The 19830-nt window shown below is 43.2% G+C and carries 12 protein-coding genes; 1 reads left to right on the top strand and 11 read right to left on the bottom strand.

What is annotated here, in order from left to right:
- Window positions 1-151 precede the first annotated feature (151 nt).
- The 11 genes from G6053_RS06390 to G6053_RS06340 all read right to left on the bottom strand — a co-directional run bounded on the left by G6053_RS06390 (window position 152) and on the right by G6053_RS06340 (window position 18816).
- Window positions 152-1615 (bottom strand): polysaccharide lyase 6 family protein, encoded by a 1464-nt coding sequence (locus tag G6053_RS06390; RefSeq protein ID WP_165305844.1) that lies wholly within the window; start codon window positions 1613-1615, stop codon window positions 152-154.
- A 26-nt stretch (window positions 1616-1641) separates the two neighbouring features.
- A complete protein-coding gene (locus G6053_RS06385) occupies window positions 1642-2409 on the bottom strand; it encodes a hypothetical protein (RefSeq protein WP_108637014.1) in 768 nt (255 codons plus the stop codon).
- 24 nt (window positions 2410-2433) lie between these two features.
- Window positions 2434-3978, bottom strand: coding sequence for a RagB/SusD family nutrient uptake outer membrane protein (locus tag G6053_RS06380; RefSeq protein WP_165305843.1), 1545 nt, complete (start codon window positions 3976-3978; stop codon window positions 2434-2436).
- 12 nt (window positions 3979-3990) lie between these two features.
- Window positions 3991-7089 carry a TonB-dependent receptor gene (locus tag G6053_RS06375; RefSeq protein WP_165305842.1) on the bottom strand — a complete coding sequence of 1033 codons (3099 nt, stop codon included), beginning with the start codon at window positions 7087-7089 and terminating at the stop codon, window positions 3991-3993.
- A 273-nt stretch (window positions 7090-7362) separates the two neighbouring features.
- Complete coding sequence (locus G6053_RS06370) at window positions 7363-9498, bottom strand: TIM-barrel domain-containing protein (protein WP_165305841.1); 2136 nt, start codon at window positions 9496-9498, stop codon at window positions 7363-7365.
- A 5-nt stretch (window positions 9499-9503) separates the two neighbouring features.
- Complete coding sequence (locus G6053_RS06365) at window positions 9504-10640, bottom strand: glycoside hydrolase family 88 protein (RefSeq protein ID WP_206531874.1); 1137 nt, start codon at window positions 10638-10640, stop codon at window positions 9504-9506.
- Between the two features lie 117 nt (window positions 10641-10757).
- Window positions 10758-11927 (bottom strand): NRAMP family divalent metal transporter, encoded by a 1170-nt coding sequence (locus G6053_RS06360; RefSeq protein ID WP_165305839.1) that lies wholly within the window; start codon window positions 11925-11927, stop codon window positions 10758-10760.
- Window positions 11924-12682 carry a 5-oxoprolinase subunit PxpA gene (locus tag G6053_RS06355; protein ID WP_165305838.1) on the bottom strand — a complete coding sequence of 253 codons (759 nt, stop codon included), beginning with the start codon at window positions 12680-12682 and terminating at the stop codon, window positions 11924-11926. The genes G6053_RS06360 and G6053_RS06355 overlap by 4 nt, the downstream gene beginning before the upstream one ends.
- The gene (locus G6053_RS06350) at window positions 12675-13631 is read right to left on the bottom strand and encodes a biotin-dependent carboxyltransferase family protein (protein ID WP_165305837.1); all 957 of its coding nucleotides are present in this window, start codon (window positions 13629-13631) and stop codon (window positions 12675-12677) included. Before G6053_RS06350 ends, G6053_RS06355 begins: the two co-directional genes overlap by 8 nt.
- Window positions 13621-14346, bottom strand: a complete 726-nt coding sequence (pxpB, locus tag G6053_RS06345; protein ID WP_165305836.1) for a 5-oxoprolinase subunit PxpB — start codon at window positions 14344-14346, stop codon at window positions 13621-13623. Before pxpB ends, G6053_RS06350 begins: the two co-directional genes overlap by 11 nt.
- A 1248-nt stretch (window positions 14347-15594) precedes the next feature.
- A complete protein-coding gene (locus tag G6053_RS06340) occupies window positions 15595-18816 on the bottom strand; it encodes a carboxypeptidase regulatory-like domain-containing protein (protein ID WP_165305835.1) in 3222 nt (1073 codons plus the stop codon).
- Between the two features lie 470 nt (window positions 18817-19286).
- On the opposite strand from G6053_RS06340, the gene G6053_RS06335 reads away from it, so the two are divergent.
- On the top strand, window positions 19287-19763 hold the full coding sequence (locus G6053_RS06335) for a hypothetical protein (RefSeq protein WP_108637024.1): 477 nt from the start codon (window positions 19287-19289) through the stop codon (window positions 19761-19763).
- Window positions 19764-19830: the final 67 nt, after the last annotated feature.

The raw sequence follows: 19830 nt of genomic DNA, 5'->3' as shown, positions 1-19830 counted from the left end.
GGAAAAACCGAACAGTCATCGGTTTGTTTCATACTTTTAGATGGGGAAAATGCAATGATGCAGCGCGGATTGACAAATCCATCCCGCAAAATCCACCAAGTTAAATTCCCTTGCACAAAAGAAAAAAGTGGGAGAAAATTTTTAGGATCATTTAAGGATTAATAACCAAACTATTTCCCAATCCGGTCATAAATCCCGGACCGATATTTTGTGCTTTCAGAAGATCACGGTGTTTGTTGTCCAGTTTCGGAGCTCCGGCATCGGCTGCTGCCGCGAAAGGATAGTTACCTACAAATGCACCCAGTACCGGGCTATTTCCGGTCGGTTCATAGATTCCCTCAGCGGTCAATGTATACTGTGGATTCTGACGTGTAAAGCCCGCCGGAAGCTGTTGGCTCGTCGGCACGTCATAGACGATATTTCCCTGATAGGTAAAATTAATGGGTTGATCTGTAAAGGTCAGCATGGTTGAAGTCGCTACTTGCGACACCACATTATTGGCGATATGTCCATCTGTCGGTGGCAAGGTACGGCTGCTCCCCCCTTTCCCCGAACCGATATCAAATGACTGTTTACATTTAATCATGGTATTGGCCACCACCTTCACACGTTTTACTTGATAGTAACCGCTTAATGGTGAATTAGGTACCCCATCCATTAAAACCAAGGGTGCTTTTTGTCCCGTTCCCGACATATGCTGGAAATAATTATTGTAAACAATATGATCCTCACCGATGATACGGATTCCTCCGGCGGCGCTATTACCATTACCGACAAAATAGTTTCCATAGACGGCAGAACCGTTTCCATGTCTCAGGCACAACGTCCCCTGACTCTCGTGGAAGAAATTATTGCGAATGGTATCAGCGCCCATTTTATTTGAGATAATTTCCATCTCACCATTGCAACGCTGAAAGATATTATCCTCGATCGTCGTATATGCATTGGTCATGGACCAGTCACTCGTTCCGATACGGATAGTTTCGCCGCCATTATTGGCCAGTTCTGCCCGCTTCCCAAAAAAATTATGGTCTATCCGGTGCTTCATGGTTTTGTTTGTTCCCCAGACCACCATCGTAGGGCCCTGATGGGATTTTCCTTTGAGATAGCAATGGTCAACACGGTGATTAGAGCCATTGATCGAAACCCAGCGGTAGTCCGTTGTTGCCGTAGGTGGATTATAATCCACAATAGCACTATTTGTTAACCGGCAATTTGATGAAGATGAGGTGAAATCAATGACATTTTTGCCTGATGTATATCCGTTCTGGAAAACCAGCCCGCTGACCACAAGCCATTTTCCCGTAATACTAACGGAAGACATACCTTTCAGAATCACTGTGCCGGGTTGTTCAGCCATCAGCACGATAGGCTGCTGACTTGTCCCCTGGGCGGCAAAGGTCAATTCCTGGTCTGTCCATTGCCCCGATTTCATAATCACCGTATCACCCGGATGCAGACTTAGGGCCTGCAGATCGGCCGCAGATTGAATGGTATGACATTGCACACAGGCGACACCATTTAATTGCATGTTGATCATAACCGGTTTCTCACAGCTGCTCCCGATCACCAATAAGAGTGAGAGCGAAGCAAATACCATTTTTTTTGCGTTCATATTTAAGTTTATCGAAGGTCTTTAATTTACTGTAAGGAAATAAAAGGATAGACAGTGGTGTTTCCCTTTACTCCGTAAACATGCACCACACCGTTCGTTACCCCATATCCCCCCGATCTATTGGTTGTTTTATTATTAATCTGAATCGGAGCCAGATCACTATTGTTCACCAGCTTTAAATACATGGCTCCCTCCTGATCAAAACCTTTCCCCTCATTCAGGTAGCCCAGCAGCGATCCTTTACTGGCAACAGTATTTGCCGGCAATAAAGTTTTTGCCTTCACATTGTCGATGCTCAGATCAGCGAAGTTATATTTCCCTTGCAGGATGAGATAAAGAAAATAATTCCGTACATCCTCTTTGCTATAATCTTCCCATTTCGCCGCAGGTTTGGTCAGTGGCTTTCCGGTTCCATCTACTCCTGTCACGATAGGAAAATCTAAAAAGAGTCCACCCGTTACCTTTTTTGTCTTCACATCCCAAATTTTAATGGCATCATTGTGCAAAAAAATAAATGTTCGATCTGCTTTTTCCAGTTCATTCAGATCAATGCCGGCGTATTCCAAACCCATGCGCATCCATTTGAAGGCGGTATCTGTTGGATTTTCAGGGGTTCCATAGGAACGGTTTTCTAAAAACTTCCTCGCGCTAATGCCAATATTAGGATCGAGCGTTTTATGTTCATAATCGTAATTTTCCTGCAATTCCATATCAAAAAGGGAACAGCCAGTTGTCAGTAAAGTCAGGAGCATCACTCCCACTTGTATCCACTTGATGTTAAAATTTCTTTTCATAATTTCCTTTTCTAAATTCCCGCATTAATCTGTGTACCCCGGATTTTGAACCAACAAACTATTGGAGTTCAAAACATTTCTATTCAATGGCCAGTAAGCTCGATTTTTAGGGTCCAAGAATCCCGGCATTTCCAGGTTTCCGGCATCCTCTTGTCTACGTTTCAGAATAGGGTCCATCACGACCTTGACACGGTTTGTTCTGACCAGGTCGAACCATCTTTTCCCTTCTCCGAAAAGCTCCAGCTGCCGCTCGTTCAGAATTGCGGTTTCCAGTGCATAAGGGGTTGCCAATTCAGGTGCACTCACATCATATGCTGGAAGCTGAGCACGTTTGCGCACAAAATTCAAGTATTTAATGGCTTTTTCCCTGTCGCCCCTTGCGTTCAGGGCTTCGGCATACAGTAGATAAATGTCACTCAGGCGGTACATGGTCAGATAGACCGGAAGCAATTGATTTGTTGCAGGCCAAGGATCCGCTTTGGTTGGATTTGCTTCTGTCGGATACCATTTAATAAATCGATCCCGCTTATTGCTTGGCATACCGAAATAAACATCCAAGGTCTGTTTTGGCCGAATATCCGGACTTGGTGTACTTGTTGTCTGTGGCAGAAACCAGCTGGTCCAGATCCCTTCATCCACAATCACCTGTTTGTTATTTGATGTCCAGGAAGTTTGCATGCAGGCACAGCCATTTTTCAGGTAATCCCAATGGATACTCCAGATGGTCTCTTTGCTGGAAGATGGATTTGTAAAGATGGTTTTCCAGGTCGCTGCATCCTGTAGATTGGTTTCATTTAAACCAGCATAAGTGACATTGGTCGGCGACTTTGCCAGGAATAATTTCTCTATCCACTTGATCGCATTTTCATGATCTCCCTGCCACATATATACATCGGCCATAATCGCACATATTCCAGCCTCACCGATTGTCCACAAGGGGCTTCTGGCGTCTTTGGTAATCAATGAATAGGCTTTTTCCAGATCTGGAATAATTACATCTTTTAGGAGTTTCTCCTTCGGTTCACGCGCTCTTTCAGCAGGTTGCTGCACATCTTCGTAGGGTTCTAACCAGATCGGTGCGTCACCCCAGACACGGACAATATAAAAGTAAGACATGGCGCGAAGTGCATAGCTCTGGGCCAAATAATCATTTTGCATAGCCATTGTTATCCGACTATCCAACTGTGCCGCCTGTGGGATATATTTGATGTTGTTATTCGCCCGCCCAATGGTTGTATAAAGGCCACTCCAATCTGAAAAATCATTCGAAGGAGTGATACTGTTCAACACAATTTCATCGACATAGTCCTTGGTATAACTAATAAAGCGATCGAAATTATCGGACCGATATTCTCCCCAGTAAAGATATTTCTCTGTATACTGTTCCTTCCCGACCATTTCCAGCTGAAAAGCACTATACATGCCGGCCATTGCAGCCTGTACATCGTACATATTTTTGTAGTGCTGATCCAATGTCCCGTCTGCAAGCGGCTTTTCGTCAAGGAATTTGTTGCAGCCACCCAATGTGCCTAAAAAAAGTAATGCTGCTAAAATTTTTATTTTGTACATAATTGAAATCTTCTAAAAATTAACATTTACACCGAAACCAAACTCTCTCCTTCTTGGATAACGGCCATCGTCCTCGCCCGGTGTCAACGGATTCGTTGTGCTGAATTCAGGGTCATAGCCTCTATAATTCGTCCAGGTCAATAGATTTGTACCATAGATATAGGTTGTAAGGCCTTTCATTTTCAATTTATTGGCCAAATTTGGACTAAACGTATAGGCCAGACGTGCACTGGCAAGTCGAATAAACGAAGCATCTTCGATGTACAGACTGTTTTGGTTCGTCTTCATATTTCCACGGTTATTTCTTTCAGGGTAGTAAGGATACTTGGCCTCATCCCCCGGTTTCCGCCATACATTGTATACCATATCCGGTGACCCCGCTCCGGTATTTGAAGGATAGTTCTGGCGTTGCAACAAAGCATTATACACTTCTCCACCGATGGCCCCATTGAACAGCACATTTAAAGAAAAGCGTTTGTAGGTAAATGTCTGCATAAAACCAAAGTAGAAATCAGGGGTAGGATTTCCCAGGATCATGCGATCATCGTCATTGATCAAGCTATCGCGTTTGTTGTTGAACCACTCGGCATCGCCCCCCTTCAGCTTGCCGTCGGGAGCATATAGATGATGCACCGGACCCTCGTAATTTTGGCCGTCTGATGTATAAACAGGTTTACCGTCACGATACAATGGCTTTCCTTGGTCATCAAGTACGAGGGTCAGTTTATCCCAGTTGTCGTTGTAGGCATTGGACTCATCCCAAGCATATACACCGAGATTACGCCATCCGTAAAAATTACCGATGCGTCCTCCCTCTTCGAGATACCATTTATTCCCCGGAAAGAAGGGAATGCCGTCGGCGAGTTTCACGACCTTGCCACGCTCAAAGGAGATGTTTCCATTGATTTCCCAGGTAAAATTCGATTGAACGATCGGTCGGGCATTAACGACAAACTCCATTCCGCGGGTCCGGATTGATCCCACATTTACCTGTAGTTTTGTGTATCCGGTTTCTTTTGGCAATTCTCTTGGATATAAGAGATCCGTGGTTGTCTTCACATAGTAGTCCGCCGTAAAGCCCAATCTTCCATTGAGGAATGTAAGATCCAAACCCACATTGTTCTGCGTGGTCATTTCCCATTTGATCAAATAATTACCTAATGTCGGGGTCATTGAAGCTCCCCCCACACCATTATAATTTCCACCAAATGCTACTTTGGCGTAAGATTCGTAATCCCCTATTTTATCATTTCCTAGCTGTCCAAAACTATATCTGAGTTTAGCATCCTGTAATGCCGGTTTAGCCCATTTCATAAAATTTTCGTCCGAAAAACGCCAAGCGGCAGATCCCGAGAAAAAATTCCCCCATTTGTTGCTCGGTCCAAATCGTGAGGAACCATCTCTTCGATATGAAGCTTGCAGAAGATAGCGGCTTTTATAGTTGTAGCCAACTCTGCTGAATAACGAGGCTGTCGCATTTGCAGTCGCCGATGTATACGTCTTCGATGAGGTTAGATAATCCGGAAATGTGACCAGGACCTCCTCGTTTACACTGTTCAGATATTCAGAATGGAAACGATCGAAACGTCTACGATCGGCACTGAATCCCAACAGGGCATATACGTTATGGTCCTGTGCGAATGTTTTGTTATAATTGGCAAATGCCTGGAATTCCCAGGAGAAAGTCTTGGTAAATTCATTCGACCCATTGTTCTGATCTTTATTGGCCGATAGAAAACGAGGCGAAAAACCTGTATTTTGCAAGTTATCCAACCGCGCATTGAACAAAGTCGTCAATTTGAGATCATTCGTCAACTGATAGTCCAATTGGTTATTAAATTGACCAGAATAGGTTTCGTCAATATTTTGTTCATACAATGCATTGGCGACCGGATTTCGTTTAGATCCAACATAACTCGTCAATGATCCATCAGGATAATAGATCAGCGAATAGGCCGGTCTGTCCATAACGACACGAACCGTATTGGCAATTGGAATGCTATTGCCTTTTTGCCAGGCAAAGGAGATATTGTTGGAGTATCTCAGTTTCGATGAAGCCTGATACTCCACATTGATCCGCGATTGCAAACGCTTTGCATAGCTATTCAGGATAATGGACTTATCATCCAGATAATTTAAACTGCTGTAATAACGAAGATTTTTTTGGCCACCACCTATACTCAACTTGATCTCTTTCTTTTGCGCAAGATTGCCGAGAAGCAATTTTTGAAGATCATTATCCGCATTAAAGCTTGGATTTAGCGAGTCTATATTGCTATTTTGTCCCTGTATGTTTCTAAACTCGCGCACTTCAGCCGAATTACTCACCGGAATATAGTGTGCCAGACGGCCAAAGAGGTGGTTGTAATTGACGTTAATCAGCGGTTTTCCTTCCGCACCACGCTTGGTTGTGATCAAAATAACACCATTTGCTGCACGCGATCCATAGATTGAGGCAGATGCAGCATCTTTTAACACTTCGATATTTTCGATATCCGTAGGGTTAATGTTTGCACCATCCGGATTGATAACACCGTCGACCAGATACAAAGGCCCGTTGCCACCATTCAATGTTGAGGTTCCCCGCACCTGTATGGATCCTGTTGCCCCCGGAGCACCACCGCCATCGTTAACGATCAGTACACCAGCCGCTTGTCCCTGTAAGGCATCAAATAGATTAATGGGTTGTCTTTCCTGAATTTTTTTTGCGCTGACAGAAGATATTGCCCCGGTCAGGTCTCGTTTTTTGGCGACGCTACCATAGCCGGTCACTACGATCTCATCCAGGGCATTATCGCTTTCGACCAACTGTACATCAATCTGTCGCTGGCTGCCAATGGCCCGTTCCTCCTCTTTCATGCCGACCTGACTAAATACGAGGATATTCGTAGGAGCAGCCTCAAGCTGATACTTCCCGGCGGCATCTGTGCTCGTTCCCTGACTCTTTCCTTTAATACGGACGCTCACCCCCTGTAGCGCATCGCCTTTACTGTTGCTCACTTTGCCTGAAATCCGGATATTCTGCTGGGCAAAGAGCGGTAAGCCCATACTGCCCATTAGTAAAAATAGGCAGAGTACAAAGCACCCCATTTTTGTGATACTTTTCATCATAAGTTAGATTTTTATTAATTGGTTATTTACTATACTATGGAATTCGGACCATCATGCTCCCATTTCGTCCCGGCTTCGCTATTGACCGAAGCTAATGACAGACTAACCCGTATTTCCTTATTTGGTTATTGTTTATAATTCGTTATTACCCAAATATCGGGTACTTCCTCTTGTCAAAGGGGGTAAATTCTGTTCTTTTTAGCAGTAAAAAATGGTCATTTTATCCAAAAAAGCACCTGATTCCACCATCAGTGACAAGCGGTTTTACTATTCCTATTTTGTCATAAATTCAAATTGAACCCTTCCAAACGTATTTGGTTTTCCTTGCTGCGGTTTGGATATTTCGCCACTCAGACTCCCTTTTTCATTTTTTTTGACCAACACCCTACGCCAGGCATAGCTTCCTTTTTCATAGTCAAAGCTCACACCATCATCATCATACAGCCGATAGCTTCCCTCTTTCTCCCCGTAATGACGGATGGTCAAATCAACCTTTTCATTTGAAAGTGGCGCATGTAAACGGCTACACATCATGGGTATAATACCACCATCTTTGACGTAGACCGGTATGCGGTCCATATCCGGCGAGGCTACGATCTCTTCTCCATTACCCACATATTTTCCTGTATAGAAATCATACCAATTACCTTTTGGCAACAACACTTTTCGGGATGACTCTCCAACGAATAAGGGCGCGACCAGTATATATTCACCGCACATATACTGATCCTTGACTTCCCTGCTGACGGCTTCGAGATATGGATTTGTTTCCAGATCCTGATTGCCCAGCACCGCCTTGGACTGCCCCTGAAAACCTTCCTCCAATACCATCGCCCGGAAAGGAGGCGTACCCTCAAAGTGATACTTTGCAAATTCGGAATATAAATACGGCATCAGCTCCATCCGCAATTGTGCATAATATTTCACCTGGTCAGCGACTTCGGGAAAAGACCAGGGTTTTGTCCCACTGGACCAGGCATTGATCATGGCCATTGGCGAAAAGACAACGGACTGAAAGCGACGTAGCCACTCCTGCCCTGTTTTCGATCCCCGCACTTCCGGCGTCCACAGTACGCCGCAAAATCCACTATTGACCAGTGCCGTGATAAAATCCTGGTGACTGTAATAATCATTGTAGATAACATAGGGCAAATTATTGGCTCCGGCATTCGATGCGCGTACCAGTCCATAGGTGCGCTTATTCTGACTTCTATACAAACTATCGGTCAGTTTCTGCGCGAGTACACCATAGGTCTGCCGCATCTGGATACCACTGATACCCGATGGAAATTTGGCCATATCGGGCCAAAGATAATAATCGTAACCATCGACTTCATCCATTTTATAACCACTGACGCCAATGTTGAGCTGCGCATCCATGAATTGTTTAGCCAGGATTTTTTTGGCTTCGGGATGATTCAAATCTGGTACCGTACCATTCCACACCGTATGAGAGCCCGTATAAGGTTCGATCGCCTTACTGATCCCGGCTTCGGGTGAGATATACGGATTTGTCCAAAGATTTAGACGGATTCCCTTGGTGGCCAATTTCCTGATCAAAGAAGCTGGATCCGGAAAACGCCCTTTATCCCATTCAAACGTGCATGGATAGGCCCGCGACTGCCATCCGGGTTCAAGACCAATGAAATCAAGCGGAAAACCATGCTCTTCAAATTGGTCGGCTTCATGGAGTACCTCTTCGGCCGTATAGAGTTTTTGTATCCGCTGTGTAAATCCCAGTCCCCATCGTGGTGGCAATGTACCACCGCCGCAGAATAGATTATACCGTTTGATTGCATCCAAGGGATTGATACCTGCAAAGACGTAGATCTCTACACCTGCTGCCGGGATATAGATCTCCACCGCATCCGAATAAGGACGCGAGTTCCAGCTTTTATCGGTATTGCGATCCTTGGCCTCTGCCGGCTCCTTCGCGTCTTTACGAACAGCAGTCCCCACGTAGTAGGTCAGATACTGTGCGGAATTAACAAGTACACCATAGCCCTTGGAGGAGACATAGAAAGGAACGGGTGCGTGTGTGCGTCCGTTGTCCTTGCCGCCATAATGGTCCACATGCAAGTTAAGTATCTTGCCGCGCTGGTGAACGGTCTGAAAATTCAGTCCCAGACCATAGATCTGTTCATTTTTTGTCAATGGCATCCGCACATAGGTTTTCCCGTCAATCAGTTCGGCATGAACCTCCATTTTCGGCAGCGGGAAGTCCGTTGACTGCAGCTGTTCCAGCGTCGAAGCGCGCGGTTCAATACCCGCAGCACCCAGCAGGGTGTATTTTTCAGGTTGACCAAAGGTGCCCTTCCATACACCGGGGTATTGTTCTTTCCATTGGATAGGCTGTGCCTTTGCATGACTACAGAGCAACAGCAACAGGATAATCAGGATTTTTTCCATAATGGTTATTTTTTTAACAGGGCATATATGCACCAGAGTATTGGCGCCTGCCCATGCATATCACCTGTTTTTTGTTTTCGATCCAGGTAGTACTGATAATCATTTTTTCGGTTTGTCCCTTCACAGACATTGGCAATATCCCCTTCCTTATTGATATACCCGACCAGCGCCAACCAAGCCTTACGTGCGATTGGCGTATATTCACTGGCATCAAGCCAGCCGTTCCGCACGCCTGTGATCAGCGCATAGGTAAACATGGCCGAACCCGAAGTTTCTGCCCAGGATTCAGGTCTATCGATCAGTTGCCCCCACAAGCCATCTTCACGTTGATATTTTTTGAGGCTGGCCATCATTTTTTTGTAAGAGGCCAAAATGGCAGGTCTATTGAGGTTATCCTTGGGCAAAGCGGATAGCAATTCGCTCATCCCGGCTGCCATCCAGCCATTTCCCCTACCCCAAAAGAAAGGGGCATCCGGGGCATGATAGAAAAGGCCGTTTTCCTTTTGAATGGTATCGAGGTAGACAAGCATTTCATGTGCTGCACGATCAATGTATTTACGCTTCCCGGTCACCTGAAATGCTTTGGATTGCAGCATGGTGATCATGTACATGTCATCTATCCAATAGCGTGTCTGCCAGGTCAGCCCCTTGTCCAGAAACTTTTGGTAGGAATCTTTCACCGTTTGGGGCGAATCAATAGGAATACTCCATTGCGCATCGGCAAAACGCATTCCCATCTCGCGAAAAGTTTTGTTTTTTGTCTGCCGGAAAAGTTCAAGGGGAACCGTTCCAAACACCGCAAAATCCACATGCCAGGGTCGTGGTACCAGGTGCTTCTCGGTATCAAAAAAAGGCATAAAGCGTTGTGTCAGCTTATCGAGCAGCGCTTTGTCCTGAGAGATTTCCGCAAACTTCAATGCCCCATACCAGGTACATACTTCAGGATAAGTAATGGATTTGGGCGGTGCCGGCGGTTTAAAGCTGTTATGTGGACTTTCGACAAAACGCTGCGCGACCAAACGGCCAACGGTCATGGGATTGGCCGCTTCGGGCCAGTTTTTTAAATCTATGTTCTGTGCCGGAGCATATAGTGCCAAAGACACAGCAATACCCGAAAGTATCGACCTCATAAAAGTTATCATCAGCTGGGTTTATATTTAGTTATTATACCAAATATCGTTATGCCGCTACTTTTTCGAGGGGTAATTTTCGGTCATTTAGGTGGAAATATTGACATCTGCGGTTGCACCGCCAAAAAATTATAGATCCATCATCACACGCAGGCTCATAAAGGCCATTAGGACAACGATTGTCACGCCAATCAGCGTGAGGATCAACGGTTGTTTATAGACACCGACAATTGCCGGCTTATAGGCTGCGATTAACATCACCGTCAGCGAGACGGGCAATATAATCCCATTTACCGCACCGGCGATAATCAATAAATGAACGGGTTTACCTACAGAAACAAATATGATGGTCGAAATCAAGATAAAGGCAATAATAACCCAATTTTCATTTTTAGCGATCCGTGCACTGAATGTTTTTATAAATGATACGGAAGTATACGCCGAACCGATAATCGATGTAATTGAAGCGGCAAACATCACTAGCCCAAACAGGCGATAACCAAAGTTGCCAGCAGCAAGCCGGAAGACCGAAGCTGTAGGATTACCATCCTCGATCAGCAGACCCTGGCTCAGCACGCCCAGCGCAGCCAAAAATAAACATACCCGGACCAGCGAAGCAACAGATATCCCCATGATAGCACTCCTATTGACGGTAGGTAAAGCATTAAATCCCTTTACCCCCGCATCAATCAGACGATGCCCCCCCGCGAAAGTGATGTAGCCACCGACAGTTCCTCCGACCAGCGTAATGATGGAGACAAAGTCAATTTTTGCAGGAGCCACCGTACGCAGTACCGCCTCGCCCAATGGTGGCGAAGATATCAGTGTGATGTAGATAAAAGCCAATATCATAATTGCTCCCATAAACTGCGTAAAGCGGTCCATGGCTTTGCCAATCTGCTTGTTGATAAAAACAGCAATGGCGATCAATGCAGAGATGCAGGCCCCGGTCATGACATGAACACCAAAGAGCGCCTCCAGCCCCAGTCCAGCCCCGGCGATGTTACCAATGTTAAATGCCAGTCCACCGAGGATAATAAGCAAGGAAATAAATCCCCCCAGCCCGGGCAGCAATTTATTGGCAATATCCTGTGCCCTCATTTCGGATACAGCAATCACCCGCCAGATATTTAGCTGAACGCCAATATCAATCAGGATCGAAACCAGAATTACGAATCCAAAGCTGGCGCCCAGTGATTTGGTAAAAACCGTGGTCTGGGTCAGGAACCCCGGACCGATAGCCGATGTCGCCATCAACAATGCCGCACCAATAAGCGCTGAGGTGTTTTTTTGTTTCATCGGATAAGTATCTGCTTGTCTTTTAACGTCTGGTTGATTGTCTTGGCAAATTGAACGGCCTCTTCGCCATCGCCATGCAAGCAGATGGTATCGGCCCGGATATCGACGGCAGTACCTTGCAAGGAAATAACTTTTCCGGTTTTAATCATACCAACCACCTGCTCGGCGGCCCGTTCAGGATCATGGATCAGCGCATGTTTATCTGACCTTGCAGTCAATGTGCCATCCTGTTGGTAAGTACGGTCGGCAAAGACCTCACTATAAACATTCAATCCCTTTGCTCTGCCAGCTCTGATGAGTTCACTTCCCGAGAGCCCATATAATATAAGTCCGGGGTCTATATCATAGATGGCTGCTGCTATCGCATCTGCCAGTTCAAGTTTTCTTGCCGCCATATTATAAAGCGCACCATGCGGTTTTACATGTTGCAAAGTCGTTTGCTGAACTTTGGCACAAGCAGCAAGCGCCCCCACCTGATACACGACCAGTTCATACACTTCCCGCGCTGAAAGCTGCATCTCACGCCTACCGAAACCTACCAGATCCGGAAAGCCGGGATGGGCGCCTATTTTGACCTTGTACTTCAGAGCGAGCTGAACAGTCCTCATCATCGTTGCGGGATCTCCGGCATGAAAACCGCAGGCAATATTTACTGCGGAAACATAAGGCAGGATCGCCTCGTCATCGCCCATTTTCCAAGAGCCGAAGCTCTCGCCCAGGTCACAATTCAAATCTACGGTAAGCTGTTTATTCATATTTCAATGCGATTGCACTTTTCAGTTTTTTTAATTGCGTATGCTGTTTCTTCAGTAGGCCATGTGCCTCATCCAGGCTGACCCGTTCAAAGCTGATGCGATCATTTGGCCCTTTTTGAGCCAGAAGTGGCAGGTCTATGGTGGCCACCTGTGCAATCACCGGGTAACCACCTGTGGTCGGATGGTCAGCCATTAGGATAATCGCATTGCCATCAGGCGGCACCTGTATGCTCCCGAAGGTCACCGCCGTTGACAACAGTTCCTTTTGTTCTGTTAGCCGAAGCGGTTTGGATGTCAGCCGGTACCCCATCCTATCTGAGTTGTTGCTGATGTTAAATACATCCGAAAAGAAGCTTTTTTGCGCGTTACTTTCAAAGCAGGCAAATTGAGGTCCATCCAGCACCCGAATAACCTCCGTGGTCAGGTCAGGATATAGGCCGGGATCCATGCTCCAATGGAACAAGCTATCTTTGCCCGTATAGTGATGTCGGAAAGCGATGCGGTCTCCTTCATGAAGCGCTCTTCCTTGCCAGCCACCCAATCCTCCTTTACTATAGGTAGACCTGCTTCCTAATATTTCGGGGATATCAAGCCCACCCTGAAAACAAATATACGCCCGACAACCTAAATGCGGTCGGCCAAAAGAGAGCAGTGAACCAGCCTCAATCGGGACTGGTCTCCACATGGGCAGTGGATTACCATCAATCATGGGCGACAGGTCTGCCCCTGTCAAACAAATAAGTTGAGCCTGTTCAAAGTAAATTATCGGTCCAAGAACAGTACATTCTATCGCGGCTTCATTATCCGGATTTCCGAGGAGGTTATTACCAAGACGGAGCGCATAGCTGTCCATCGCCCCACTCACAGCCATTCCGTAACGCTGTAGCCCGTAGCGCCCCAGGTCCTGTATCGTTGTTAGCATACCTGCTTTGACGATCTTAATGCCCATTGCTTTTCGTTTTTTGTTGTACAAACTCATCATAGCTTATGGGAACAAAGCATACGCGGTCACCCACTTCAAGTAGCGAAGGGTTCTCCCGCGTTAGGTCAAACAGTTGCAGCGGCGTATGTCCGATAATCTGCCAACCACCTGGAGTTTCGATTGGGTAAACGCCAGTCTGTTCCCCCGCGATGCCCACTGCACCCGCTTCTATTTTCAAACGGGGCACCTCCTTTCGTGGCGTCGCGATCCGACTGTCCATACCGCCCATATAGGGAAATCCGGGAACAAAACCGATCATATATACCCGGTATTCGGGGGTACTGTGTATACGGATAACTTCTTCCTCTGTCAACCCATTATATTGGGCTATATAAGCCAGGTCAGCCCCATTGTAATAGACAGGGATTTCCTTTTTTAGGCCCTTATATTCTGTATCCTCTGGTATATCTTGTACAATCATTTGGAGCGCAGATAATAGCTCCTGATAGGTAATCGTCAGCGGATCATAGTAAATCGTGATTGTGGTATAGGCCGGAACACATTCGATAAGACCCGGCTGTGACCAATTTGCGAGACAAGCCACAACCTTACGTACCTGCGTATTGAGCGCTTCGGAAAGCGTATCGCCGAAAGAGAGGACAATCGCCTGATCTCCCATGGGATAATATCGGATGGGATTTGGCAACGCTATACTTAGAGACTGCTCGTGGGAACTTCCCATAATTTAATTATTATAATCTATACAAAGATTATAAATACCAGACGATAATCAAAAAAATAATCGGGTTGTTAGGTAGTAGTGGACTATATGATTAAAGTTTTTCGATTTCTTCGGCAGCGAAGGGATAGCGCCGATTCAACAAACACTTTCCTCCTATAATTCCCTAGCTTCGTTTTAAGTTTCACCTACTGCCTTCCTACATTTTTCCTACTGTTGGCCTACTCTAGTAGGCCAACAGTAGGAAAAATGTAGACCAAAAGTGGATCAAGGAGTGAATGAGGTCAGTATAAATGGTAAAGAAAGCAGGAAGTTAGTGCGATAAAATTATCTGCAAATTGTTCAGAGCTCATTCGGGACTCGTTCAGGACTACTTCGTCCCATATTCGCATATTACTGGACATGCATATAACATCGGCGATATTAGTTGAGCGGTTTTTTAAGATATTTTTTTATTATTAAATTGCTCTATTGTAAGGTTTCCTAGTGTTGAATAACGACATTCTTTATTATACCAGATTTCTATATATTCGAGCAAGTCTGTTTTTATTTGCTTCTTGGAAATCAAATTGTACGTAAATTGTTCAGAATTTAATGTTTTTAAAAAACTTGAAAGTATTTTAAAACAGATAAATTGCAGCGTCTACGCCAGTAATTCCTAGCATCAGCCAAGTACTTTTCCCTTTTTTTAATTTGCTTACGCAATGATTGCGTAATTAATACTATACCTGTGCTTGAGTAGTGCTTAACGAGTAGTTGAAATATGCAGGTAAAATATAGCTAAAAATTGGCTCGTAATTCAGGTGATTGACCCTTTTTTTATTTTAATTGGTCTAAGCAGGAGGAATTTTCTAATTAGACAGTTCTCTTCCACCATTGTAAAAATTGGTCATTACTGGATTGGGAATTCCGATATAATATAAACAAACCTATCTAGCAGCTCCTAGAGGAGAAAAACCAAACCTAATAAATTTGATTAAATTTCGATTACTAGTGACTAATTTACTCAATGAATGGGTCGACGAAATCTTTTTGATTTTTTGTAAGAATGAATATGGCTATACTTTTGACAGTGCGAATAACACTCATAATAATGTAGTATGCAAAAGCTGCCTCATTCGTAACAATTCAACCAAGCAGAAAAAACACAAAAGATTAAACTAGATTAATAGTTATTGAAAACAAGATATATTAACACGAAAAAGACCGTCCTTAAATTCAGGACGGTCTTTTTAAGATATGTTCTTCAGATTAGTTGAAGATATAACGAATACCGATTTGTGCAGACCATCTTGATGGAACATCAGAGACGAAATAAGGATTATTTTTGTTTAGATCCCCTAATTTGTATTGAGGAATTTTAGTATCCTTAACAAAACTATCAAATGCTATCGCACGGAAAGAATTGTCCCAGAAACTTCCACCACCTGAATATTGTTCTCCCCATTTTTTATTTATTAAAGCACCAACATTCATAATATCCAATGAAATTTGAATTTTATTTTTTGTATTACCAATGTTGGTAAATACATCTTGTAATATTTTCAAATCAAATCTATGAGAGAACGGCGTTTTATCGCCATTTCTTTCAGCATATTTACCTCTCCTATTTTTTAAATAAGGATTAGCTTCAATAAATTGATTAAAAGCATCCCATTGATCATCGGGTGTTTGATTACCATTTTGAACAAATCGGATTTCGCTCTTGTCACGAGGAATATACATCAATGAAAATTGATCACTAGCACTTCCCGCTGAGTACCTTCCTGGATCACCTGTAATTAAATATGAAAATCTCGCGCCCGATTGACCGTTATAAACCAATGATAAAGTCGTTCCTAAGTGACCTAAATACTCTTTTGTGTAAGAAGCAAAACCGATGATTCTACTTCCAGTACTAAATGGATTATGTCCTAAAGTGACACTGTTTGACCCATTTACTGTCGCCGTTCTAAAGAAATTTGATTGATTTTGGGAAGAAGAGCCTGAAAACAAATCTTTTGATTCAGTATAAGTGTAGGCTAATGAACCGAAAAATCCGCTTGCAAATGATTTCGATAGTTGGGCTGTTGCTGACCAAGAATATCCTTGATTAACATTATTAATATAAATAACCTGAGTATAATTTGGAAGAACACGTTTTTCTGCGTTAGTAGCCCCATACAACAATCTATTATCAGCACCTTCCAATTGGCCAACAGGGTCTTTCATGTTTAGATCTGTAAATTTAAAAGAACTTAAATTTTTAGAATACATAAACTCAGCTGTTCCCTGAATATCCCAAGGAAGTCTATAATCAAAACCTAGGGAAGTTCTAGCAATTTGAGGTAGTCTTAGATTTTTATCTAATACAGATATATTTCCAGAAGGCTTAACTTCTTGATTACTTTTAGGTTGGTTATTTGGATCTGCAATAAAGTCAATATTTGGCGCGTTTCCAGAACCTGCATTTAATTGGTTTCCTCCTAACAATGCACCGCTTTGAGTATAAGCACCTGCTGACCAAACAAATGGGAATCTCGAAGTAAAGATACCTAGTCCCCCTCGTAGAATAGCAGATCTATCCCCTTTAATATCCCAATTAAAACCAAGTCGAGGAGACCACATGAATGTAGTTTGTGGCATCCGATTGGTCATAACGTCATAACGTTTTGCTAAAATTGAGTTGTTAAAGTCTGTATTCTCCATTGGATCTGTCAAATACATAGGAATATCAACCCGGATACCACCTGTTAATTTAAAATTATCTGCTAGCTGGTAATCATCTTGAATATAAAACCCTAACTGCATTGCTTTAAAATCAGCCCCTTGCCTTGGATCATCTGTATTGCTATAATTATACTGAAAACTACTTGCCAAACCACGCTCGAAGTTTTCAATAGCAGTATAAGATTTTCCTGTGACTGGGTTTATATCAGTCGCGGGAGAATTACTAAAAGTATAATTTCCAAAGGCACTTCCAATAAATCCGTTGTACATTTTATAAAACTCATTATGAGTACCAAAAGTAAATCTATGATTACCCTTATATACAGTTAGGTTATCGGTAAGTGTAAACACATCTTGATCCAATTGATTTACTGTTGAGAATGGTTCTGTACCTAAGTTTACATTTCTATCACCTAGCTGCAAAGTTACTCTGGGGAAAGGGTTTCCTGGAGCTGATCTTGGTTCACTTACCTTTGTATAACCAATAACTAAATTATTAGATAATGTGTTAGAAAAACGACTATTTAACTCCAATACGGCTGAATTTGTAGTACTTTCTCTCAAAATTGCACCGTTCGAAAAAGTCAATGCCGTTTGTGAACGACTTAAATCTGTTGCAGATCCTTTGACGTAACTATATCGAGCAGATAGTTTGTGTTTTTCGTTGATATTATAATCGAATCTAGTAAAAATTTTATCAGATTTATTGTTACTTTCTTGGTCTAGAAAACTGCCCGCATCATATCCTAAAGCCTTAGCACGATTAGCTATTTGTTCTAGCTCGGCTACTGTAAATTTAGAACCATCAACGCCTGGAGCAAATCCAAGAGGAGTATTATTCTCTGTTTTTTCGTAGTTAAGGAAAAAGAACAATTTATCCTTAATAATCGGCCCCCCAACACGTACACCGTATTGTTTTTCACTGAAATTATCTAACTTCTTTCTTTGTTGGTCTCCGGAAATCAAAGAATAAGGAGTTTTACCCGTAAGATTTTGGTTTCTGGTAAAATAGTAAACTGAAGCCTGTGGTTTGTTCGTACCTGAACGTGTTACAGCTGAGATTCCCCCACCAGCAAATCCGCCAGCCCGTACATCAAACGGTGCAATCTGGACAGTCATCTCCTCAATAGCATCCAAAGAAATTGGAGAAACACCTGTACTCGCTCCATTGGTGCCACCACTACTCAAACCGAAGACATCATTACTAACCGCTCCATCAATAGTCAATTGGTTAAATCTATTATTCATACCACCAATAGATAACGCATCTCCTTTAATATCTGCCTGAGGAGTTAAACGTGTAAAATCATTTAGCCCTCTTGAGATAGTGGGTAAAGTTTGCAATTGACGGTTTGAAATACTTGTGGAAGCGCCCGTTTTAAGGTTTTGGCCTTTTTTTGTTCTAGTGACTGTAACTTCATCAATCACAGTTGCACTTTCACCGAATACAGGATTAAGTTCTAAATCGCGTCCCAATTGCAAATAAACATTCTCATAAACAACTGGATTTTGTCCAACATAAGTTACCTCAACTCGATAGGGCCCTCCTACACGCATGCCCGGCAAACTGAATCTGCCTGCTTCATTTGATGAACTTGAGTATACAGTCCCTGAAGGTACGTGCACTGCTTTAATAGTTGCACCAGTTGTTTTTGTACCATTAGTTTGAGTTACTACCCCTGTCATGCTACTTGTTGTGACCTGAGCTTGTACAGCACCATAACTGGCCATTACAAGAGCGAAAAAGAGTAAAGATCTTTTCATATAATGTGATTTGTTAAAAAATGTTAAGCAAAATTACTAAGAGATTTCAAATAACAAAGGACTTAATATAAACTTAACACACTACAGCACATTCATTTCCTAACATTTACCGGCAAATTCCTACTTTCTAACACAATTTTTAAATAAAAAAAACGTTATAACACCTTTTAAACTGCCATTAACAAAGAATCAAATCCAAACAAAATAGTTTTCCACACCGCATCAAACCATCCTATTTGTAACAACATTCTTCCAATCATAAAGAAAGCTTTTTAAAAAAAATTCACTAACTTTCTGTCAACCGAGCATTTTATTAATCAACTCGTTTTTTTGTAGCAATGACGCTACTAACCTAGGATTTGTATTAAAACTGTAAACTATTGTCCCTGCGAACTGGTTTTCTATAAAAATCTGTTTTAAAAAATGGATAACTTTTTAGAAATTCGCACACCTTTATAATTCTCTTTCTCATGGAAGTCGGTATTCAAAATTCTTCTTTTCACGAACCCGCTGACATTAAACTGTCTCCAGCAGGGCTCGCTTTCTTAGCTTCAGCAGCTAAATGGGCCAATTTTTTGGCTATTGTCTGTTTTATTTTTATCGGAATATCGGCCATCACCATGATTAGCCTGATCTTTGGCGCGAGTGCTTTATCCCTCGGTCAGGGCGAATATGTCTCGGCCGGTACAATATCCACCTTCGGGGTGCTGTATCTCCTGTTCCTGGCTTTCTCCTGCCTCCCAATTTATTATTTGTATAATTTCGGATCCAAAGCAAGAAAAGCAATAGAAAACCGCGATAGCATTCAGCTTGAACTCTGCCTCGATGCCCTAAAAAAACATTATAAATTCATCGGGATCATCGTCATTATCACGATCGCATTTAATTTTCTGGGCCTTATTCTCGGCATCGTCATGGGTATCTCTGATGCGATAGCTGCCGTATAAAACCAAAATAGCATAAACTAAAACAAAAAAGGGAGCATCTGATATGCTCCCTTTCTATTATAATTAA

The organism is Sphingobacterium sp. DR205, from assembly GCF_011064245.1.
GTDB classification, from domain to species: domain Bacteria; phylum Bacteroidota; class Bacteroidia; order Sphingobacteriales; family Sphingobacteriaceae; genus Sphingobacterium; species Sphingobacterium athyrii.
This window is presented reverse-complemented; position numbering and strand designations above follow the sequence as displayed.